The organism is Agarivorans sp. JK6 (genome assembly GCF_045277145.1).
Classification (GTDB): domain Bacteria; phylum Pseudomonadota; class Gammaproteobacteria; order Enterobacterales; family Celerinatantimonadaceae; genus Agarivorans; species Agarivorans albus.
This window is the reverse complement of record NZ_CP113525.1, coordinates 1,033,467-1,054,722: the sequence shown is the minus strand read 5'-3', so window position 1 is coordinate 1,054,722 and position 21,256 is coordinate 1,033,467. Positions and strand designations below refer to the sequence as shown.

Here is a 21,256-nt window from a genome sequence, read left to right as displayed (position 1 = left end):
ATAGCTCGCTAGGTTAAAGCTGAGCACATGGTTTTTGAGCGACGCACAAAAAAGCCGCAATTAAGCGGCTTTAACGTCACTAAACCAATACCTTACTGAGCAATAATCCGATATTGCATCGTGGCATCATTCACTTCAACAATGTAGCTTCCAACAATACCAGTGAAAATATCGCCACCAGTTTGTTCTAGAGTGCCATCGTTGTTGTTATCGCCATAGTTATTTGACCAGTCACCGTTTACGTCAAACTTAAAACGTTGATTGTTTTGGCCATCAAAGTTCACGCTAACTTGCCAAACATTGTTAGCAACTAAAGTCATAGCAGTAGTTTGCCATCCGTTAGCGGTACCACGAAAATACAACTGCTCAAAGTTAGCTGTAAAGTTAGCATTTGGATCAATCACCTCAACCACTACCGACGCTTGTGCAGTTTTACCACCATCATCAGTCACGGTTAAGCCAATACTATGAGAACCCGCTGTATTATAGGTTACCGTTGTAGTCTCACTCGTATCATCATTGCTCCATAAGTAACTGGCAATAACGCCATCACTATCACTTGAGCCCGCTGCGCTATAGGTGATGCTTTGGCCTATATCCACTTGAGTTGCCGATGCACCAATAATTGCAGTAGGAGCTTGGTTAGCGTTAAGCTCGGTAATGCTGTAAGCCAAAGTTTGGTCATTCACTTCTATCAAGTAAGAACCCACCACATCAGTGAAGATATCCCCACCGGTTTGTTCTAGCACACCATCACTATTAGTATCACCGTAGTTCTGGGTCCAATCACCATTAACATCTAACTTAAAGCGTTGCTCTGCTTGACCATCAAAATCAACCACAACTTGCCAAGTATGATCAGCCACTAAGTCCATGGCAGTTGTCGCCCAACCATTGGCAGTACCACGGAAGTAAAGCTGATTGAAGTTCTTCACTTTTTCATCACTTTCAACACTTAGCACGGCTTCTGCCGTTGCAGTAGCACCTTCGTTGTCGGTAACAGTTAAGCTAATAGTTTGGCTGGCATCCACCACTACAGAGATAGAGCTGGTTGTTTCACCGGTACTCCATAGGTAGCTAGCAATAGAACCATCTTCATCACTAGAACCTGAACCATCTAAGTTTACTGTTGTTCCGGCAGCTACAGTTTGAGTAGCTGGAGAGATGCTTGCTACTGGCGCTTTATTTGGAATAACCGTTAGAGTTACCGAAGTAGTTGCGGTTTTCCCTTGGTTGTCAGTTACCGTTAGGCTAATCGTTTGAGTCTCATTCACTGTAACGGTGATTGACTCACTAGATTCACCGGTACTCCAGCTGTAACTAGCAATAGAGCCATCAGAATCACTTGAACCGGCACCGCTTAGCACAACTTGTGACCCTTTAGCCACAGACTGGCTTCCTGGGCTAACCGCGGCAACGGGTGCGTTGTTTCCGTCTAAACCGTCTGGAATACCGGCAGCAATTGCACCGCCGCTTACATTCCAACTACCCTCATCAATTTGATAGTTTTGACCGCCATTATTATCCCAAGCACCACTACAGTTATTCGTCACAAACTCCAGCTGGTTACCATCTTCTAAATCTACGGTTAAGCTATACCAGTTGTCACCTAGGCTTTGCATTTCTTCACCTGGAGCTGTAGTCCACGTAACTGCGCCGTCTACGGTGTAATGCAAACATACCTTGCCCCAACCGTTGTTATCTTGGTAATACAAGGTACTCAACACGGATTGACCGATAATTCGGTAAGTCACGCTGGTAGAATCTTTCTGACCAACACTGTCAGTAACAGTTACCGATATAGTGGTACGTTCGTTTAAAGTAACCGTAATCGACGGGCTGGTTTCACCAGTGCTCCATAAGTAGCTCGCGATTGGGCCTTCTTCGTCAGTTGAACCAGCAGCACTCAAAGTTACTACAGTACCTAGTTCTACTTCGCCACCTGCGGCATTAATATGTGCCGTTGGTCGCTTATCACCTACTACAACATTGTCGGTGAAGAACATCGCTTCGCCAGCAATTGCGCCGTTCACATCTTCAACGGTTTTACCGCCAACGCTACTAAACTGACCAGCACCTACGTAAACTTGTTGAATCTCAGAACGAGTTACGTTGCCTTTACTATCAGTTGCTTCAATGTAGTAATCCAACAGCTGCTCTTGGTATTGATCAATGTAGGTGAAGTACATATTGCCGATTTTCTCAGCTGGCACTACTTCGAACATTTCTTTACCAGATGGCTGCCAATCTACCCCATTCATGTCACCGTTTAAGTCACGCTCGGTCATGCTAAAGGTTTGCCATTCGCCAACCCGTGAAGGATCTACATCAGGATCGCTAGCATGCGCGCTTGGGTCATAGAGCTTAAAGGTTTTATCGGTAGCGGTTGCCCACTTGTCTTTGTGAACACGTACTTTAACCTGGATATCTTGAATACCGCTTACGTCATAACCGTAGGTATAAATCGCAAACTTGGTATCGGCATATACCGTAGCCCAGCCTTCCGCTTTACTTGAGTTAGCACTACCAGGATTGTATGGGTAACGCTGTGGCCACCAAACCGAAGGACCCGTTTTATCTTGTCCAAGGTTGGCTTCGACATACGGGGTTGTAAAGTGTAATGACTGGTTAAACGAAATAGTAGGTTTTACCCCGTCATCAACGTTTTCATCGTAATAACCAAAACCAGAATCGATTGAGGCCATAAGGAAGTACCAACCTAACTCTGCAGGGTTTGCACCGCCAGCATAGTTGTTGTTCGCATCACCTTTAACCGGGAAAGACATCATCCACGGATTAAGCTGGTTACCCGGGTAAGTTACCTCGTTATCACGCGCGGTAGTTGGGCTCCAGTAATTAGGGTTATTGTCTAACCAAATTTGCTCAGCGGTTTTTGCATAGTTTTCGGCAGCTTGCAATAAAGCAAAGTTACGCTCTAGGTAGTGATAGCCTAACTCAAGCGATACCATGTGCTCACGTGTAGCCACAAAATCGGTGCCATTTACCGTGTTAAAGTCTGCCATCTGACCACGCCAAACGCCCATTGGAATATGCCAGTGGTACCACGTAGGATCAGCCGATGAATCTCGTGTATCAATCCATGAGCCATCTTGTACGTGCACAATGTCGTCTTCTGGAATTGGATAAGCTTTTAGGTACTCGTCCACGCCCATACCACGCACCGAGCTATCGGCATACGTAACATTCCCTGAGTTAGCCCAAGTGCCACCATCACCCGCTCTACCTGACGAGTTATCACCATCATGCGCAATGGTGAAATACTGGGTACGGCCTAAAGATGCAGCGTCGCCTTCAAAAGCTTTTAGTACGTCAGCAGTAATTGAGCCTTGGTAACCTTCTTCCCAAGAGCTAGCTTGCTCAACAGGAATACCGGCAACTTTGTGCTGCTCACCGGTTTCAGGGTCAACGTATTGAACCCAGTGAGGAATCGAAGCAAACGGGAACTTGTTGTAAGTCACCTGTTGCTCGTTGAACATATGTAACTCGGTCCACGCACCTATGTCGCTAACATTTTGTAAATCTGCGCGGTTAGGCGGAGAAATCAAAGTATCTTTGCCGGGGTCATTCAAATAAGGATAATCACGCAAAGTACGTGAATAGTGCACGTTCCCAAGTACCGACCATTCAATACCTAACTTGGTAAGTACTGGAATAATCCGCTCTGAAAAACCAAGCTCTGTTGGGAAGAAACCTTTCGATGATTTAAATGAGTCACCCAAGAAGTAATCTTGAGCCAAAGTAATGTTTTGATAAATCAAATCTTTTAAGAAATAGTCATTACCCACCAATGGCCCCATAGTATGGTGACCAGAAAAGTGAATCGTGTCTAAAGCGTTAAAACCACCGCTGGTTTTTGTGCCGTTTTGCGTATCGCGCCAATAAGCGCCCCACCCTAAATTGTAACCATCCAAATTACCTAACTCGCCAAAACTCTGCACGTTGTTAATAACCGATGCCGACATGGTGACATGCGTTTGGCTCTGTGGATGATTACCATTGTTGTTTCTAGCTGTATCCATTGGCCAGCTTAAGTAAGCGCCTTTTTTGGCATGATGCTGATAATAAGATACCAAGTCATCATGTGGCATCGGCGCACCGCTGCCAGGAATATAGAATGTGTAATTTGCTGGGGGGTTATTTTTAAGGTTAATAACTTGGCCGTCGTAGGTATAACGAATTGGATCACCTACTGCTAGACCTTCGTATTTGCTTACATCGTAGTAAGGCCAAAAGTTTGGCATGTGATTATGATAAATATGAGTTGCCGCAATCTCCGCTTGCGCAGAGATCGACGCAGCCACCATACTTAAGGCGAACACCTTTTTCATGATTGCTTCCTTTCCCGCACTCGTAGCTCTCAAGCCACTAATACGCTTTACTCGCTGATAAAAATGCAGAAGCCAAACATGGGAAGTTTAGTGTTAACCGTATTTATATTGCCCTACTACCGTTTGTTTCTGCGCTCAGATGCTAAATAGCATCACTCGCCAAACACAGTTGAGATGATCTGGTTTAACGAGGCTTCTGTACAACAGCTCGATGAAAGGAGGCTTATTTTTGCTACCGCGACAAAGAGTTACCAGAAACATTTATTAGGTTAGTACTTGCTAACCCTTATTATTGTTTACATGCTGAACTTAAAGATAATTTTTGATATTTGCTTTAGCTCAGAATGATATTCTGTAATCTATGAAAGATAGCGTAGCGCTAACCCGATGAATAATTAAGCAACCAGAGCGGTAAACATGCGTCAGTTCAAACTAAATGCGTGGTCAAACCGTTTTTTTTGATATAAATCACAACAAGAAAGCTGATCTGCGAATAAACATAAAATCTACGCTAAATAGTTAAATATTATGAATCTTACTGCTTAGCCTTAGCGCTTATTTTGAATTAAAATTTAAAATAGCATCAACATTTTGCAGCTGTTGCTCTCCAGAAAACAAAGGGGAAAAATCGCTATTACATAGCTGTTTAACAGAGGGGTGCTGAATCATTCGCTCAGCAAACAATACGTGATACTCCTCGGTTAAGTCGTGAGTAACGCCAAGCAAGCGAGTATTTGGGTTAGCCAAGATTTCTTCGGTATAAATGGCTGGCGCAACGAAAATACCATCAGTATATGCGCCAAACGCTTTCATTAAGGCAGCGTCATCAAACTCCCCGAGTACCGATACTTTTAGCCCCAGCTCATCAAACCAAGTCCATAGCTTTCGCCCTAAGGAGCTGCGTCGTCCTGGTAATAATAAGCTGCGCTGCTCTAAACATGCAGGAAATGGCAACAACGACATTGGCTCATTAGCAAAAAAAGCTATGCCACTCTCGCCTAGCTTTTTACTTAATACGCCATCTTGCTGCGCATTATCTAAACCGCAATCGGACAAAATCATATCAAGCTTATGTTCGGCCAATTGAGATAACAACAGTTCATGCGTTGACTCAACACAACGTAAGCGAATATTCCCGTCGGGTGGTACAGCTGACAACAAAATACGGCTCGCTAAACGCTTAGATAAAGCATCAGCCACCCCAACCTCAAACAGCAGTTTTTCTTGCTGAGAGTAATTTACAATATCTAGCATTTCGTAGCTGAGGCTAAACATTCGGTCAGCATATTTGTAGACCAATTGGCCTAATTCGGTAGGAGTGATCTTTGGGCCACGGCGAATAAACAACTCTCCAGCTAAGCGCTGTTCTAATTGCTTAATTTGGCCTGTCACAGTTTGCGGAGTAAGGAATAATGCTTCTGCTGCAGCGGTTACAGAACCGCGCTTGTAGGTCATCCAGAAGTAGTAAAGGTGGTTGTAGTTTAAGTGTGACATGCCTTACCTAATAGCAAACCCCTTTACGGGGTTTGCTTAAACAGGGTACAGCCTTCACTTAATGGTTAAACCGAAGACGTACTCAATGTATTGGTTTTGCCTTGCTCTTGCTCAGCAATTTTTGCCGCCTCTTCACGGGTAGACCAATGAAGTAAACCATAGCCAATAAGGGCTGCAGTTACCGACCCCGCCAATATAGCTAATCGCGACAAGCCTATCAAATCCGTTTGCCCCGCAAAGGCTAACGATGAGATGAAAATAGACATAGTGAAACCAATACCACATAGCATTGAAGTCGCCAGCAATTGCATGTTGTTGGATCCCTCAGGTAGCTTCGCCCAGCCAGCACGTATAGCTAAACGGCTGCAAGTGTAAATACCTAATGGTTTGCCCACCAATAAACCAAGGATAACACCTAAAGCTAATGGGCTTTGGAAGCTCTCGAAGCTAATGCCGTCTAACGGAACACCAGCATTGGCAAAAGCAAAAATGGGCACAATGATAAAGCTAGAAGCAGGATGCAAAGCATGCTCTAACTTCTTAAGTGGTGACCCACCTACCTTAGCTTTAATAGGGATCATGAATCCTACAATTACGCCGGCCAGAGTAGCATGAACCCCAGATTTAAGTACCGCTACCCAAAGCACTAGGCCAAGTAACATATATGCACTTAAGCCAGCATGGCCTCGACGATTTAGCATCCATAGACCAATGGTGGCGGCAACTGCCCACACCAACGGCATAATCGCAACTTCACTGGTATAGAACAGCGCAATAACAACAATTACACCAAGGTCATCTGCAATAGCAAGAGCCAGTAAGAACACCTTTAAACTAGCTGGAACACGTTTGCCTAGTAAGGCCATAACGCCTAGTGCAAATGCAATATCAGTAGCAGCAGGAATAGCCCAACCTTTGGCTAGCTCACCATCACCGATGTTAAATAGTAGGTAAACAGCAGCAGGCACAACCATGCCACCAATAGCCGCAACTACCGGCAATAACGCTCGCTCTTTAGACGACAACGCGCCTTCTACCATCTCGCGTTTTACTTCTAAGCCAATCACTAAGAAAAAGATGGCCATTAAGCCGTCGTTAATCCACAGCAACAATGGTTTATTAATATCTAGTTCCGCGATACGAACTTGAAACGGCGTATCGAGAAAAGCGAAATATGCAGGAGACAACCACGCACTGTTTGCCATAAACAGTGCCACCACAGCGGCAAGCATTAGCAAGATACCGCCAGCAGCTTCCATTCTTAAAAAACGTTCAAGAAATGATTTCATAACAGCTCACTGAGAAAAATAAAAAGTCATTTTACTGAGAGTGTGAACAAAACATATTCACTTGTAGCTGAACTTACCATCGGAAAAACCGATTATAAATTAGAAAAACAATGGTTTAACCATTGATTAACAGAAGGGTCGAATATTTAACCCTGCTAGAAATCACACTTTCTAGCAGGGTTAATTGGATAACTATACCGAGAATGGGTAAGCGATAGGGTCGTGATATTGGTAACCAGTCACTTCAAAGTCGTCTAAGGTCACCCAGGTTTCAAGATCTTCTAGGCTCTTAATATCTGGATTAATATGTAACTTAGGTGCAGCAAACGGCTCACGCTTAAGCTGAACATCTCTCATCAATTCCAACTGATCTTCATAGATGTGGGCATTAACAATTTTGTGGTAAGCCTTACCCGGTTTATGGCCAGTGATTTGCGCCATCAATGCCAAAAACGTAAACACTTGAATTTGGTTAAAGTTTTGCCCCAGTGGCACATCACAAGAGCGCTGTGACGAAGTAAGGTAAAGCGTATCGCCCAATAAAGAAAAAGTATGAGTATGCATACATGGTCGTAAGCAGCCTAAGTGAAATTCACCCGGGTTATAGAACGACAAAATTTCTCCGCGATCATCAATGCCTTTTGATAGGTCATCTACAATCTTCTTCAGCTGATCAACCGACCCGCCTTCTGGCTTACGCCAAGAACGCCCCTGCACGCCGTAAACCCGACCCATATCGTTGTCGCCTTTACGTGCCGGGTTGTTTAACCACGCTTCGTTCTCATTTGCATTAGCCAACCACGTAGGCGTGCCTAGTGCTTTGAAATCAGCCGCATTATCTAGGCCACGAATGTAACCCAGTAACTCGGCAATGGCGGCTTTCCAATAGCTTTTGCGTGTTGTAACTAATGGGAATTCATTATTGGCAACATCATACTCAAGATCAGCATTAATAATGGTTAAACAACGCTTACCGGTGCGTTCATTTTCAATCCAAGTGCCTTCATCAACAATGCGTTGGCATAGGTCTAAATACTGTTTCATGCGTTACTCTCTTTGGTGTTGCGTCGATAAGCCCAGCGAATAAATAAAACGCCAAATATAATCATAGGCAAAGACAAGATTTGTCCCATGCTCATGCCTAAACTTAACAAGCCTAAGTGGCTGTCGGGCTCTCGGAAAAATTCAATAATAAAACGGAAACTACCGTAGCCTAACAAAAAGGCACCAGAGATAGCGCCCATTGGTGGCTTACGCTTGGCATAAACCAACAAAATAACCAGCAACAATACGCCTTCTAGGGCAAACTCATAAAGCTGTGAAGGGTGTCTTGCTACTAGGCCACCTGTTGGGAACACCATTCCCCAAGGCATGTCCGTTGCGCGCCCCCACAGCTCGCCATTCATAAAATTACCTAAGCGTCCCGTGGCTAAACCAAATGGAATGAGTGGCGCAATAAAATCGGCTACGGTGAAAAAGTGGCGTTTGGTTCGGCGCGCAAACCACATCATCGCCGCAATTACACCTAATAAGCCGCCATGGAACGACATTCCGCCGGTCCAAATTTTAAACAAATATAAAGGATCATCTAAAAACTGTGGGAACTGATAAAACAACACATAACCAATTCGGCCACCAATGATTACCCCTACAAATCCATAAAACAGCAAATCACTTACTTCGGCGCGTGTCCAACCGCTGCCAGGCTTATCGGCCATACGGTTACCCAACCACATCGCAAATAAAAAGCCAAACAAATACATTAAACCGTACCAACGTACGTCCAATGGACCGATGCTAATCGCAATCGGATCAATTTCAGGAAATTGCAAAGGTGTAGACACGATAATTTGCTCTATTTAGGGAATAAAAAGAATGGGCATTTTGCAGTTAAATCAGCCATGAAACAAGCTCTGACTCATGGCAAATTCATTAATGTTTACTAACACGAACCAACTGCGACAAGTTCTGTTGCTGCAAATATTCATACAACAAGCTGTATATCGCTGAACCACTTTGGCTTTGTAGGATTTGCTTACGCAAAGCCGCTAATTCACTCAGGTTCACATGCCGTATTATGTATTTAATTTTAGCTAGGTTAAAACTAGACATACTTAAACGACGGTAACCTAATGCTAATACCAACAAGGCCCCCACCGGTTCACCTGCTAACTCACCACAAAAACTAACGGGAGTATTGTGCAGATTAGCTTGTTCAATAATTTGATTTAATGCACGCACTACAGATGGGTGAAAAGTATCAAACAGCTCTGCAACGCGGGTATTGTTTCGGTCTACGGCTAATAAATACTGGGTTAAGTCATTACTGCCCACCGACCAAAAGTCCACTCGCTGGGCTAATTCTGGTAACAAAAATAATACCGAAGGTACTTCTAGCATCACCCCGTGTTTAGGCCGCTCTGGTGGCTCGGTTAAATCTAATTCATCAACCACTTCCGCCCAAGCTTGCTCGAGCAAGCGCGAGGCTTCATCTACCTCATTAAGGCAACTGATCATCGGCAACATAATACATAAGTTGCCACACTCGATAGCCGAGCGATACATCGCCCTTGCCTGTACCAAAAATATCTCGGGATGATCGAGAGTCAGGCGAATGCCGCGCCAACCCAAAAATGGGTTCTCTTCCACAATAGGAAAATAGGGAAGCTGTTTATCCCCGCCCACATCAAGGGTGCGCATACACACTTCTTTACCGCGATAGCTGTTTAGAATATCGCGATAACGCGTATATTGTTCGTCTTCAGAGGGAAAACGATCCTGCATCAAAAATGGCACTTCGGTACGATACAAACCCACGCCATCGGCACCCGCATTAATCGCAATGTCGCTATCGGCACTAAGGCCAGCATTAATTAACATCTCGACGTTTTCACCGTCGATACTAACAGCGGGTTTATCTAAATCTTGCTGAACTAGACTATTTAGCTCGCTCTCTTGCGCCAATAAAGCGATGTATTCATCACGAACAATTTTGTCAGGCTCAACAAACAGTTCGCCGGAGTAACCATCTAAAATAAGCTCACAGCCGCGCAGTTTATTAACGTTAAAACTTAAGCCCATTAAGGCAGGAATGCCCATGGCACGTGCCAAAATGGCTGCATGTGAGTTTGCGGCCCCACGCTGAGAAATAACCCCAGCCAAAAACTTACGCGGGATTTTTGCGAACATAGTGGCAGTAACTTCCTCAGCAACCACAATCACCGGCTCACTAGGAATAATTTCTGCGCTAGGGCCTAATTCCAAGGTATGCAGCAAACGTAAACCGACATCTTTTACATCCACCGCCCGCTCTTTTAAGTAGGGGTCGTTCATTTCTTCAAACTGCTGCACGTAGTGCTCTATCACTAAACGCAGTGCACCTTCAACCTGATAGCCCTCGCTAATCTTGCGGCGAATATCGCCAGCTAAACTAGCATCAGCCAACATGTGTTGATAAACATCGAAGATAGAAGCGACATCTTTGGGCAACTGTTCAGACAGCTTAATCGCTAAACTATGAAATTCATCTCGAGTAATTTCCAAGGCAACATCGAAGCGCTGTAATTGGTGTTCGCTGTCCTCAGCTTTTTCTACAACTTGCTGCTCTAAGGCACCGGTAGAGCGATTTATCCAAGCTTTGGCAATGGCTATCCCACTAGAGCTAGAGCCTGCTTTTATTGCTTCAGTCCACTTGTGCTTAGTAGGTTCTTGTAGCACCGTTTGAAAATCGGTATTGGCTAATACCCCGGCGAGATGCGCAGCCAGCGTGACCAAAAATGATTCTTCACTTTGATCAAAACTGCGGGTTTCGGACTGTTGTACAACTAACACTCCCAACACCTTTCGTTGGTGAGTAATTGGTGTTCCAAGAAATGAAAAGAAACCGTCTTCTGCGGTTTCGGGCAAATACTTAAAATGAGGATTTAAACGCGCATCAGCTAAATTAATCGGCTCTTCACGAACGGCTACTTGGCCAACAACCCCTTCTCCCAAAGGCATCATTGCTTTACCCACAGCTTCACTGGCAAGGCCATGGGTTGCTCGCAGAACAAGATTTTGTTGCTGCGAGTCCATCACATATACCGAACAACAGTCGGTGTGCATGGTAAGGCGAATCTTTTCGACAAGAATAGCTAAAGCACTGTCGAGAGTATCGGCATTGCTTACCTGTTCAACAATGGCGCGTAACTCTCCTAACACTTACTAAGCTCCTTTTCGCTTTTTATAACGCCGGCGTTTATCTTTGCCTTGGTGTTTCTCCGAGCGGTTAAACGGCATGGCTGCTGTAACAAACTCTTTTAATGCTCGGCGATAAACCTCCCGCTTAAAAGACACTACCTGTCTTACGGGATACCAGTAACTCACCCAACGCCAATCATCAAACTCTGGGTGGCCACAGCGATCAAATTTTATATTAGATTCTTTGCCCACTAAGCGGAGCAAAAACCACTTTTGTTTTTGTCCGATACAAACCGGCGGACTATCCCAACGAATTAAGCGCTTTGGTAATTTATAACGCAGCCAATGTCTGGTTGTTGCTACAATCTTTACATCTTGCGGCAACAAGCCGACCTCTTCATGTAACTCACGATACATCGCTTGTTCAGCAGACTCTCCCTCGTCTACGCCTCCCTGAGGGAACTGCCATGAATGTTGACCATATCTACGTGCCCATAAAACCTGACCACGCTGATTACAAATAACGATGCCTACGTTGGGACGATAACCATCCCCATCAATCACTGAAACAACCTTCAGCTAAAAAACTATAGATAAAGTGATTCTTTCACAGAATCACAAGCGCGGCAAATACGCCTATCACAAAGGGAATAAATTGTAATAATGCAGGCTTAATTAAAGTTATTCGACTTATCTGTGAGAAATCCTGTGCATAACTTGGGTTAAACCCCCTATAGACAAAATCACAGTTCAAGGCCGAACAAAAAACACACCAACAAAAAAACGTATAATCCAACAAAAACAACAAGTTAAGAAAAAGCGATTTGAGTAAGCGTTATTTTTAGCAAGTTAAAACTGTTTATAAGTCATAGCGTTTAAAAAACACACAGTTCTAGATTTCTAGCCAAACGGCAAAAATTTCTGACTAAAAACACACCACTTTTAATTAAATCGTATAATTCTGTGCATAAAATCTAAGTTAATAACAATGGAAGATAGTTATCCCTATTATGTGTGGACAAAGCTGTTAGTAAGTGCGCATTAGTTATGAATAAACCCCACAACTCGCTAACAAAGCCCACAGTTTCTAATAAAAACCTTTTTTAAACATAGCCTTAGCTATATTCACTTAAGCATTTAAGCTTTGCTGCAATTGTTGAACAGCTTCTATACAATAGTGTTTTTGTTGGCGCTAGGCATGCATGACAGCTAAACCACAAAGTGAAACAGAACTCTTCGAACGCGCTCAGTCTTTAGCCGGATTAAGCTTAGGTGAACTTGCACATCGTGAAGGATTTGCCATTCCAAAAGATCTAAAAAGAGAAAAAGGCTGGAGCGGTCAATTGCTCGAATGGTGCTTGGGCGCGAGTGCGGGTAGCAAACCTATCCAAGACTTTCCAGAGCTGGGTATAGAACTTAAAACCATTCCTATTGATGCTTCGGGCAAACCACTAGAAAGTACCTACGTGTGCATAACTCCTCTGTGCAATGTCACCGGATCAACTTGGCACAATAGCAACGTGTATAACAAGCTATCGCGGGTATTGTGGATCCCCATTTTAGCAGAGCGGCATATTCCTTTAGATCAGCGCGTGGTGGCCAACCCCATCCTTTGGAGCCCCAATACCCAGCAAGAACAACTGCTCCGATCAGATTGGGAGGAAATCATGGAAATGATTGCTTTTGGTCAAATAGAACAAATTACCGCGCGCCATGGTCAAGTGTTACAGTTACGCCCTAAAGCCGCTAATAACAAGGCTCGAACCAGCGCAATTGGCCCAAATGGCCAACTAATTCAAACCCTTCCTCGTGGTTATTATCTAAGAACAAAGTTCACCGCAGCCCTGCTTCAAGACTACTTTCAACTGTAAAAAAAATAATCAACTATTGACCAAGCTCTCACTTTTTTGAAAGAATCGATATTGGTCACATAGTATACGGATTTATATTATCTCTCGGAGGAGAAACCATGCCGTTGAAGAAGCAATACCTAAAATCGAAGCCAGAAGTAAAAGTTACCTTTGAAATTGAGAAGGAAGCCACTCAAGAAGCGGAGCAAATTTTCTTGCTAGCTGAGTTTAACGAATGGCAACCTATAGAGCTTACTAAGCTAAAAAACGGTAAGTTCAAAGTAGTGGTAAACGTGCCAACAGATCAACAAAGCAGCTACCAGTTTAAATACAAACTTTGCTTGAGCGACGGTGCAGAAGCCTATGACAATGACTGGGCAGCAGACAGCTACCAGCCAAATGGCGTGGATGGTGACAACTCTGTACTTGAAGTGGCTTAAACCACAAACATAAAAAAAGCCCGCTACTGCGGGCTTTTTTATTCTCGAAGAAAAGGGCTTACTTAGCCAATTTTTCTTTAATACGTGCTTTCTTACCAGAAAGTTCACGCAAGTAGTAAAGCTTAGAACGACGAACGTCACCACGACGCTTAACAGTAATACTCTCAACTAGCGGGCTATGAGTTTGGAATGCACGCTCAACGCCTTCACCGCTTGAAATTTTACGTACAGTAAATGCAGAGTGTAAACCACGGTTACGCTTAGCAATTACTACACCTTCAAACGCCTGTAGACGCTCACGGTTACCTTCTTTTACTTTTACCTGAACTACAACTGTGTCACCAGGTGCGAACGCAGGTACGTCTTGCTTCAATTGCTCTTCTTCGAGCTGTTTAATGATATTGCTCATTACTATTTCCTAGAATTAACTGAATCTTTATTTACTATCCAAGGGCGTTTGCTCTTGGATAAACTCAGCAAGAATCTTTTCTTGCTTGTCAGTCAGAGCTAGATTCTCCAATAACTCCGGTCGCCTCAAGTAAGTTCGCCCAAGTGCCTGTTTGTAGCGCCATTCTTCGATTTTTTTATGGTTACCACTTAACAGTACCTCGGGTACTGTTTGCCCATCCAAAACTTCTGGACGAGTATAGTGTGGACAATCCAACAATCCATCAGAGAATGAATCCTGCTCAGCTGAAGCTTTATCCCCCAGAACTCCCGGAATTAACCGCGAGACGGCGTCTATCATATTCATTGCTGGCAGCTCACCACCACTTAACACATAATCACCAATCGACCATTCTTCATCAACTTCCGCTTGAATCAAGCGTTCGTCAATGCCTTCATAGCGACCAGCAACAATAATCAGCTTTTGCTGTTGAGCTAACTCTATTACTCCATCTTGCTTCAAGGTACGCCCTTGCGGTGACATATAAATCACCTTAACCCCATCACCAGCGGCCTGTTTAGCAGCATGAATCGCATCCCGTAAAGGTTGCACCATCATTAGCATGCCAGGGCCACCGCCGTAAGGTCGGTCGTCCACCGTACGATGTTTGTCATGAGTAAAATCACGAGGATTCCAACACTCAATCTTAATCAGGCCGCGTTTTACCGCACGCCCAGTTACACCGTACTCGCTTATGGCAGAAAACATTTCTGGAAATAGACTTACTATTCCCACCCACAATTGTGGTGTTTGCTCAGCCATAAAGGAACCTAGAAACTAGGGTCCCAATCAACAGTAATAGTTTGAGACTCGCGATCGACGTTATCAATTATCTGAGACTCTATGAACGGGATTAACCGTTCCTTTTTGCCAAAGGCATCTTTTAAATTGGCTTTCACAACCAAAACATCATTAGAGCCTGTTTCCATTAAATCGGTCACATGCCCGAAGTTATAGCCACTGCGATTAACCACTTGCATGCCCATTAGGTCACGCCAGTAATATTCATCTTCAGCAAGCTCCGGTAGAACGTCCGGTAAAGCCGCAATATCCATTCCGGTTAAACTCTGTGCTTGTTCTCTTACATCGTAGCCCTCAAGCTTAACGATGAAAGATTTGCTGTGTCGCCGCCATTCTGTCACTTCAATTGAAGTATATTCGCCAGAACGACCTATCAACCAAGGTTGATAGTTAAATACAGCTTCTGCATCTTCAGTGAATGAGTTAACTTTTAGCCATCCTTTAATACCGTAAACGGCACCGAGGCGACCCAGTACGATGGGCTGTTCTTTATTGCTCATCTTAACTCCACTAAAAAGGCTAAATTAAGCTGCTTTTGAATCTTTGATTAGCTTAGCTACACGGTTAGAAACCGCAGCGCCTTGGCCAACCCAGTGATCAATGCGGTCTTGTTCCAAGCGAATACGCTCTTCTTGACCTTTTGCGATCGGATTGAAAAAACCTAATTTTTCAATGAAGCGACCGTCACGTGAATTACGGCTATCAGTAACAACTACTTGATAGAATGGACGCTTCTTAGCGCCGCCACGTTGCAAACGAATGGTAACCATATCGTCCTCATACTAGTTAAAAAATTTAAGGTCCCAAAATGGGATCCCCGCTAATTGAAGCCGCGGAATTGTACTCCTTTTTTGCTTAATTGCAAGCTATAACCCGCTTTGGCGAGCATCTAAATTGCTAGCGCTTATCGGCGCAAAATGGCCAATACTTTCTATGCTTGTTTTTGCAGCTAAAAAAGCTAAGTGACTCAAGCTACTAATGCACACTTTGACTTAGCTGCAAGCTTCTACCAACATAGGCGTTTAACTTTACTGATCACCGAGCCATTTGTTTATGAAGTACCAATGGATATTGTTTGATGCCGATGAGACCCTGTTTCATTTTGACGCTTTTGCCGGCTTACAGTTAATGTTCTCTCGCTATGGGGTTAAATTTGAGCAACAAGACTATCAGCATTACCAAACCCGCAACCTGCCCTTGTGGGAAGCCTATCAAGCCGGCCAGGTGAATGCAGAGCAGCTTCAACAGCAACGCTTTGAGTATTGGGCTAAGCAGCTTGAACAACACCCGCAAGCGCTCAATGACGCCTTCCTAGAGGCAATGGCAGACATATGCAGCCTATTACCCGGCGCTAAAGACTTGCTAGATGCACTTAAGAGCAAAGTGAAGATGGGCATTATTACTAACGGTTTTACCGCGCTACAAAAAATTCGTTTAGAACGTACCGGTTTGAGCGGCTATTTCTCACCTTTGGTTATCTCAGAGCAAGTGGGCGTTGCAAAACCGCATAAAGATATATTTGAGCATGCCTTTGCTCAAATGCAGCAACCGGAAAAACATCGGGTATTAATGGTGGGAGACAATCCACATTCAGATATACAAGGTGGTATTAATGCGGGGATTAGAACTTGCTGGTTAAATCGCCACGGAGAAGAAAGGCCAGAGGGAATAGAGCCGCACTATGAGGTGAGTTCACTTAAGCAACTGCAAAGCCTGTTAGAAGCCGCTTAGTTTGAGTTAATCCCAAAAAGTCGAAAGGGGCATTGCCCTTCAGCTTATGCCCCTTTCTAGTATATGAACCTTTGCCTTTTTTCGGCCGTTCAACTTTTGCTTTAAATAACTGGCTGGTAACCAGCGCCTTAATTGCATTGTCGTTTATTTGCCCACGACCATGCTCATGCGCTAACAACTTAGCGACTTTTTTCTTAGCCATAATCTTTCTCTCGTTTGCCCAGCGGCTCCAATAGCCACTATAAGGTGGCTAGTGTAAACCAAGTTAAACTAAATACACACTGTATATTATTTAAACATCGCAAATTAATAGCCCTTAGGTAAAGCAGCCTAACCAAGAAGCCAGCCGCCGCCAGCTTCTTGGTTTACCCTATACCAGCTTAATGGCTAATCATCCAAGGCCGCATAGACGGGAACATTTTCTCGCCATTAGCGGTATACAGCAGCTTAGAACCACCGCGCTTAGTATGCTTACAGCCGCAGCCTTTTTTCAGCTTTTCGGCATTTTCGGCCCGCGTATCCACCGTTGAATGCTGCGGCTCATGCCGCGCTTTCTCATTACGCTCAATCGCCTGTTTGGTTTCGGCAGCCATATCCAATATCTCAGGTGGTAACACGATAACCCTAGCGGATAAAGCATCACACTTTGGGCACTTCGCAGGTTTAGCGCTATCGGCCATGGTAGCTAGCTCATAGAACAAACCATGTTCAGCACACTTATAGTCATAAACTGGCATAGCTCATCTCCTATTTATCTAAGTCTGGAGCCAAAGGCATATCGACGCTGCCATCTAAATACTTAGTTGGCCCATCTGCATTCGGCTTAATGTCAAACTCAAAGATATCGGTAGGTAACCACAACGTCGCACAGGAGTTAGGTACGTCCACTACCCCGCTTAAATGGCCTTGTACTGGCGCAGTACCAAGCAATGAATAAGCCTGCGCACCGCTATAACCAAATTTCTTGAGGTACTCAATGGCATTTAAACAGGCTTGGCGATAAGCCACGTTGGCATCCAAGTAGTGTTGCTTGCCATCTTCATCAACCGAGATACCTTCAAAGATTAGGTAGTCATCGTAGCGTGGCGTAATTGGGCTTGGTTTAAAGATCGGGTTTTTAATCGCATATTTAGACATACCGTCTTTAATCAAATTAACCCTTAAATGGATCCAGCCGGCCATTTCAATAGCACCACAGAAGGTGATTTCGCCGTCACCTTGGCTAAAGTGTAAATCGCCTACCGACAAACCCGCGCCTTTTACATACACCGGGAAGTAGATTTTCGAACCACGCGATAAATCTTTAATGTCACAGTTACCGCCGTGTTCACGCGGCGGAACAGTTCTAGCACCTTCTTCGGCCGCTACTTTGGCATCATCGGGCTTCATTTTCCCCATGTGAGCAGTAGGTGCGTAAGGCAATGCCGCTAACATTGGGACCCGCTCAGGGTCGGTATCAAACAGTTCTTTCTCTCGGCGATTCCACTCATCTAGCATCTTTTTGTCTGGCAAGCAGCCAATCAGGCCAGGGTGAATCAGGCCAGCAAACTCAACACCTGGAACATGACGAGATTTAGTGAACATGCCATTAAAGTCCCAAATCGATTTTTGCGCTTCAGGAAAATGCTCAGTTAAAAAGCCGCCACCATTTTGCTTAGAGAAGAAGCCATTAAAGCCCCATTGTGAATCATCAAAGGTGCCAATATCTAAGATATCCACTTCTAACAAATCACCTGGCTCTGCTCCCTCTACCCCAACCGGCCCAGAAAGAAAGTGCACCTGAGATAAATCAACATCACGCACATCAGAAGCATCATCGTCGTTTTTGATTTGTCCGCCAGTCCAATCTACACATTCCAAAATGAAATCGTCCCCTGGTTTTACAGTAGCCGCCATAGGAATATCTGGGTGCCAGCGATTGTGTAGCTTTTCGTTTTCGTAAGCCGATTTGTTTAAGTCAATCTTGATAATTGTTTCTGCCATGGTCTTTCTCCTTGAATGTAAATTCCCCAGCAAGCTATACCGACAAGTACGCGGCCACTTGCTGTTCATCAACGTCATCGCGCTGTACGTCATGCACGATTTGTCCTTTTTCAATCACCAGTATTCGGTCCGCCACATCAAGGGCGAAGCTCAATACCTGTTCCGACACCACTATCGACAAACCACGCTGGTCGCGAATTTGTTTTAGGGTTTTTGCCATATCTTTAATAATTGAAGGTTGAATACCTTCAGTGGGCTCATCCAGTAGCAGTACGCTGGGATTGCTAGCCAAAGCACGAGCAATCGCCAACTGTTGTTGCTGTCCGCCAGAAAGGTTGCCACCTCGGCGGTGGCGCATTTCCCATAACACAGGGAAAATACTGTATAAGTCATCGGGTACTTTATTTTCGCCAGTGCTGGTTAAGCCGGTTTCAATGTTTTCTTGCACCGTCATGGTGGAGAAAATCATCCGGCCCTGCGGCACAAAACCCAAACCAGAAGCCACCCGCTGATGGCTCTTTTTCTCGGCTAAGGGCTCTCCATCTAAATTGGCTTCACCACTTTTGCTCGGAATCATGCCAATCAGCGATTTCATTAAAGTGGTTTTGCCCATGCCATTGCGGCCAAGAATCGCCACAATCTCATTTTCTTTGAGGCTAAAATTCATGCCACTTATTACTTCGCTCTGGCCATAGGCCACGTGGTAATCGCTTAGTTCTAACATCACTTTCTCCTTAATGGCCTAGGTAAACTTCGACCACTTTAGGGTCGTTCTTCACCCGCTGCATCGAGCCCTCAGACAACACCTTTCCTTGGTGTAACACCGTCACTCGGTCGGCGATGTCTTCAACAAACTGCATGTCGTGTTCAATCACTAATACCGAGCGTTGCTTGGTAATGCTTTGCAGCAACTGGGCGGTTTGTTTGCGCTCGGCTACCGACATACCCGCCACCGGTTCGTCTAACATCAGCAGCTCTGGATCTTGAATAAGCAGCATGCCTATCTCTAACCACTGCTTTTGGCCATGGCTAAGCAAGTCGGCTTGGTCGTTAAGTTTGTCGCTAAGAAACACCATTTCGGCAATTTCCATGATCTTGGCGTGCACCGCTTCATCACGCTTAAAGGTCAAGGCTCCCCACACATTGCGACCGCGTGGGTAAGAGATTTCCAAGTTTTCAAAAACACTCAGGTCTTCATAAATGGACGGGTTTTGAAATTTACGCCCTACACCTGCATGCACAATTTGGTGTTCTTTCAGCTTGGTAAGCTCTTTTTGTTTGAACTTAATCGAGCCATTGGTGGCTTTAGTTCGGCCACATATCAAATCCAATACCGTGGTTTTACCGGCGCCATTAGGGCCAATAATCACCCTGATCTCTTGCTCTTCAACGTATAGCGACAAGTCATCAACGGCCTTAAAGCCATCAAAAGACACGGTTAAACCTTCAACGCTGAGTACAAAATCTTTGTTCTTTGATGAATTAGGCTGGGGCATTTGGGCTCTCCTTTATAGATGGCGAAGCACTATCTGCCTCAGGCTCTGCAGCCTGAACCGTCTGCTTTGGCACATCGGGTTTGCTGGCTTTAGGTTTGAACACGCGCTTAAACCAAGGCTGAATGTAAGATTGATAGAGACCGGCTAAACCATCGGGAAAGGCTAACACCACACCAATGAATAGCGCGCCCATGGCAAATAACCACAACTGAGGGAAAGACTCAGAGAAAGTGGTTTTAGCGAGGTTTACCAGCAAAGTGCCATATACCGCACCAAGCAAAGATAAACGCCCACCCACGGCACAAAAAATCACCATTTCGATGGAAGGAACAATGCCCACAAAGGATGGCGACATAAAGCCCACTTGCAGGGTAAACATTGCCCCACCAATGGCAGCAAAGGCTGCACCAACACAAAAGATGAAGATTTTGAAACTGGCAACGTTATAGCCAGAAAAACGCACTCGATCTTCTTTCTCACGCATCGCCACCAGCAAACGGCCTAACTTACAACGCTTGATGTATAAGGCAGCAAACAGACAGCCGAACAGCAACACAGCATTAATAAAGTAGAGAAGGTACTGCGCCGACTCGGTACGTATATCCCAGCCTAAAAAGGTGCGTAAATCAGTAATGCCGTTTACTCCACCGGTATAGCCTTGCTGGCCGATAATCAAGATGGTGAGAATGGCAGCAATGGCCTGGGTAATAATGGCGAAGTACACCCCACCGACCCGGCGGGTAAACATAGCAACACCAATAATAAAGGCGAACAATACCGGCACTGCAATCACCGCCACCAAGGTAAAGGCTAAGCTATCGAAGGGCTGCCAAAACCAGGGCAACTCAGTGAGCTGGTTCCAATCCATAAAATCAGGAATGCCTGGCGTTGATTGAATCGCGGTGGCTTCGGGGCTTGAGGCTTCCAGCTTCAAGAACATCGCCATGCAATAACCACCTAAGCCAAAAAACACGCCTTGGCCTAGGCTTAAAATACCGCCACAACCCCAGCACAGCACTAAGCCAATCGCCACAAAGGCGTAGGTTAAATACTTGCCAATTAAGTTGAGTCGAAAAATATCCAAGGACAAAGGCAACACAATGAAAATAATCGCGGCCAACAGTAGATACTTCCACCAATCAACCTTACTGGTATTTTGTGCTGCAGTAGCACTAAGTTGAGATAACATCATCATT

General features: G+C 44.7%; 20 protein-coding genes. 3 read left to right on the top strand and 17 right to left on the bottom strand.

What is annotated here, in order from left to right:
- Positions 1-92: 92 nt before the first annotated feature.
- From OV592_RS04970 to rppH, 7 genes are all read right to left on the bottom strand, one after another.
- On the bottom strand, positions 93-4,349 hold the full coding sequence (locus OV592_RS04970; RefSeq protein WP_406610610.1) for a PKD domain-containing protein: 4,257 nt from the start codon (positions 4,347-4,349) through the stop codon (positions 93-95).
- Positions 4,350-4,904: 555 nt separating this feature from the next.
- Complete coding sequence (nhaR, locus tag OV592_RS04965; protein ID WP_016401316.1) at positions 4,905-5,843, bottom strand: transcriptional activator NhaR; 939 nt, start codon at positions 5,841-5,843, stop codon at positions 4,905-4,907.
- A 65-nt stretch (positions 5,844-5,908) separates the two neighbouring features.
- The gene (gene nhaA, locus OV592_RS04960) at positions 5,909-7,132 is read right to left on the bottom strand and encodes a Na+/H+ antiporter NhaA (RefSeq protein ID WP_051147592.1); all 1,224 of its coding nucleotides are present in this window, start codon (positions 7,130-7,132) and stop codon (positions 5,909-5,911) included.
- Positions 7,133-7,324: 192 nt separating this feature from the next.
- A complete protein-coding gene (locus OV592_RS04955) occupies positions 7,325-8,176 on the bottom strand; it encodes a thymidylate synthase (protein ID WP_406610609.1) in 852 nt (283 codons plus the stop codon).
- Positions 8,173-8,979 (bottom strand): prolipoprotein diacylglyceryl transferase, encoded by an 807-nt coding sequence (lgt, locus tag OV592_RS04950; protein WP_215426380.1) that lies wholly within the window; start codon positions 8,977-8,979, stop codon positions 8,173-8,175. Before lgt ends, OV592_RS04955 begins: the two co-directional genes overlap by 4 nt.
- Before the next feature lie 85 nt (positions 8,980-9,064).
- A complete protein-coding gene (ptsP, locus tag OV592_RS04945) occupies positions 9,065-11,332 on the bottom strand; it encodes a phosphoenolpyruvate--protein phosphotransferase (protein ID WP_406610608.1) in 2,268 nt (755 codons plus the stop codon).
- Between the two features lie 3 nt (positions 11,333-11,335).
- A complete protein-coding gene (gene rppH, locus OV592_RS04940; RefSeq protein ID WP_163132963.1) occupies positions 11,336-11,875 on the bottom strand; it encodes an RNA pyrophosphohydrolase in 540 nt (179 codons plus the stop codon).
- Between the two features lie 638 nt (positions 11,876-12,513).
- Between rppH and mutH the strand changes: the two genes are divergently transcribed.
- Positions 12,514-13,182 (top strand): DNA mismatch repair endonuclease MutH, encoded by a 669-nt coding sequence (mutH, locus tag OV592_RS04935; RefSeq protein ID WP_406610607.1) that lies wholly within the window; start codon positions 12,514-12,516, stop codon positions 13,180-13,182.
- Positions 13,183-13,280: 98 nt separating this feature from the next.
- The gene (locus OV592_RS04930) at positions 13,281-13,601 is read left to right on the top strand and encodes an isoamylase early set domain-containing protein (protein ID WP_016401323.1); all 321 of its coding nucleotides are present in this window, start codon (positions 13,281-13,283) and stop codon (positions 13,599-13,601) included.
- A 58-nt stretch (positions 13,602-13,659) separates the two neighbouring features.
- Here OV592_RS04930 and rplS read toward each other — a convergent pair whose 3' ends face one another.
- From rplS to rpsP, 4 genes are read right to left on the bottom strand one after another with little or no spacing between them, the layout of a single operon-like run.
- Positions 13,660-14,010 carry a 50S ribosomal protein L19 gene (gene rplS / locus OV592_RS04925; RefSeq protein ID WP_016401324.1) on the bottom strand — a complete coding sequence of 117 codons (351 nt, stop codon included), beginning with the start codon at positions 14,008-14,010 and terminating at the stop codon, positions 13,660-13,662.
- Between the two features lie 27 nt (positions 14,011-14,037).
- Positions 14,038-14,811: a tRNA (guanosine(37)-N1)-methyltransferase TrmD gene (gene trmD, locus OV592_RS04920; RefSeq protein WP_370525649.1), complete on the bottom strand. Its 774-nt coding sequence runs from the start codon at positions 14,809-14,811 to the stop codon at positions 14,038-14,040.
- 8 nt (positions 14,812-14,819) lie between these two features.
- Positions 14,820-15,350 carry a ribosome maturation factor RimM gene (gene rimM, locus OV592_RS04915; RefSeq protein ID WP_406610606.1) on the bottom strand — a complete coding sequence of 177 codons (531 nt, stop codon included), beginning with the start codon at positions 15,348-15,350 and terminating at the stop codon, positions 14,820-14,822.
- A gap of 24 nt (positions 15,351-15,374) precedes the next feature.
- Entirely contained in the window at positions 15,375-15,620 is a 246-nt protein-coding gene (gene rpsP / locus OV592_RS04910; protein WP_016401327.1) for a 30S ribosomal protein S16, read from the bottom strand.
- A 283-nt stretch (positions 15,621-15,903) separates the two neighbouring features.
- Between rpsP and yjjG the strand changes: the two genes are divergently transcribed.
- Positions 15,904-16,581 carry a pyrimidine 5'-nucleotidase gene (gene yjjG / locus OV592_RS04905; RefSeq protein WP_406610605.1) on the top strand — a complete coding sequence of 226 codons (678 nt, stop codon included), beginning with the start codon at positions 15,904-15,906 and terminating at the stop codon, positions 16,579-16,581.
- Here the strand turns inward: yjjG and OV592_RS04900 are convergent.
- The 6 genes from OV592_RS04900 to urtC all read right to left on the bottom strand — a co-directional run bounded on the left by OV592_RS04900 (position 16,547) and on the right by urtC (position 21,255).
- Positions 16,547-16,783 carry a ribosome alternative rescue factor ArfA gene (locus OV592_RS04900; protein WP_152784483.1) on the bottom strand — a complete coding sequence of 79 codons (237 nt, stop codon included), beginning with the start codon at positions 16,781-16,783 and terminating at the stop codon, positions 16,547-16,549. The two genes, yjjG and OV592_RS04900, sit on opposite strands and share 35 nt — an antisense overlap.
- Positions 16,784-16,961: 178 nt before the next feature.
- Entirely contained in the window at positions 16,962-17,318 is a 357-nt protein-coding gene (locus OV592_RS04895; RefSeq protein ID WP_406610604.1) for a zinc ribbon domain-containing protein, read from the bottom strand.
- A 10-nt stretch (positions 17,319-17,328) separates the two neighbouring features.
- Positions 17,329-18,564, bottom strand: a complete 1,236-nt coding sequence (fmdA, locus tag OV592_RS04890) for a formamidase (RefSeq protein ID WP_016401332.1) — start codon at positions 18,562-18,564, stop codon at positions 17,329-17,331.
- Between the two features lie 34 nt (positions 18,565-18,598).
- A complete protein-coding gene (urtE, locus tag OV592_RS04885) occupies positions 18,599-19,288 on the bottom strand; it encodes an urea ABC transporter ATP-binding subunit UrtE (RefSeq protein WP_221074593.1) in 690 nt (229 codons plus the stop codon).
- 10 nt (positions 19,289-19,298) lie between these two features.
- A complete protein-coding gene (gene urtD / locus OV592_RS04880) occupies positions 19,299-20,060 on the bottom strand; it encodes an urea ABC transporter ATP-binding protein UrtD (RefSeq protein WP_016401334.1) in 762 nt (253 codons plus the stop codon).
- Positions 20,047-21,255 carry an urea ABC transporter permease subunit UrtC gene (gene urtC / locus OV592_RS04875; protein ID WP_406610603.1) on the bottom strand — a complete coding sequence of 403 codons (1,209 nt, stop codon included), beginning with the start codon at positions 21,253-21,255 and terminating at the stop codon, positions 20,047-20,049. Before urtC ends, urtD begins: the two co-directional genes overlap by 14 nt.
- Position 21,256: the final 1 nt, after the last annotated feature.

Coding starts and splice junctions, on each gene's coding strand:
- OV592_RS04970 (WP_406610610.1), bottom strand. CDS start 4,349: ATGAAAAAGGTGTTCGCCTTAAGTATGGTGGCTGCGTCGATCTCTGCG.
- OV592_RS04930 (WP_016401323.1), top strand. CDS start 13,281: ATGCCGTTGAAGAAGCAATACCTAAAATCGAAGCCAGAAGTAAAAGTT.
- rimM (WP_406610606.1), bottom strand. CDS start 15,350: ATGAGCAATAAAGAACAGCCCATCGTACTGGGTCGCCTCGGTGCCGTT.
- trmD (WP_370525649.1), bottom strand. CDS start 14,811: ATGGCTGAGCAAACACCACAATTGTGGGTGGGAATAGTAAGTCTATTT.
- OV592_RS04895 (WP_406610604.1), bottom strand. CDS start 17,318: ATGCCAGTTTATGACTATAAGTGTGCTGAACATGGTTTGTTCTATGAG.
- rplS (WP_016401324.1), bottom strand. CDS start 14,010: ATGAGCAATATCATTAAACAGCTCGAAGAAGAGCAATTGAAGCAAGAC.
- nhaR (WP_016401316.1), bottom strand. CDS start 5,843: ATGTCACACTTAAACTACAACCACCTTTACTACTTCTGGATGACCTAC.
- fmdA (WP_016401332.1), bottom strand. CDS start 18,564: ATGGCAGAAACAATTATCAAGATTGACTTAAACAAATCGGCTTACGAA.
- mutH (WP_406610607.1), top strand. CDS start 12,514: ATGACAGCTAAACCACAAAGTGAAACAGAACTCTTCGAACGCGCTCAG.
- OV592_RS04955 (WP_406610609.1), bottom strand. CDS start 8,176: ATGAAACAGTATTTAGACCTATGCCAACGCATTGTTGATGAAGGCACT.
- nhaA (WP_051147592.1), bottom strand. CDS start 7,132: ATGAAATCATTTCTTGAACGTTTTTTAAGAATGGAAGCTGCTGGCGGT.
- urtE (WP_221074593.1), bottom strand. CDS start 19,288: ATGTTAGAACTAAGCGATTACCACGTGGCCTATGGCCAGAGCGAAGTA.
- urtC (WP_406610603.1), bottom strand. CDS start 21,255: ATGATGATGTTATCTCAACTTAGTGCTACTGCAGCACAAAATACCAGT.
- OV592_RS04900 (WP_152784483.1), bottom strand. CDS start 16,783: ATGGCTAAGAAAAAAGTCGCTAAGTTGTTAGCGCATGAGCATGGTCGT.
- rpsP (WP_016401327.1), bottom strand. CDS start 15,620: ATGGTTACCATTCGTTTGCAACGTGGCGGCGCTAAGAAGCGTCCATTC.
- yjjG (WP_406610605.1), top strand. CDS start 15,904: ATGAAGTACCAATGGATATTGTTTGATGCCGATGAGACCCTGTTTCAT.
- urtD (WP_016401334.1), bottom strand. CDS start 20,060: ATGCCCCAGCCTAATTCATCAAAGAACAAAGATTTTGTACTCAGCGTT.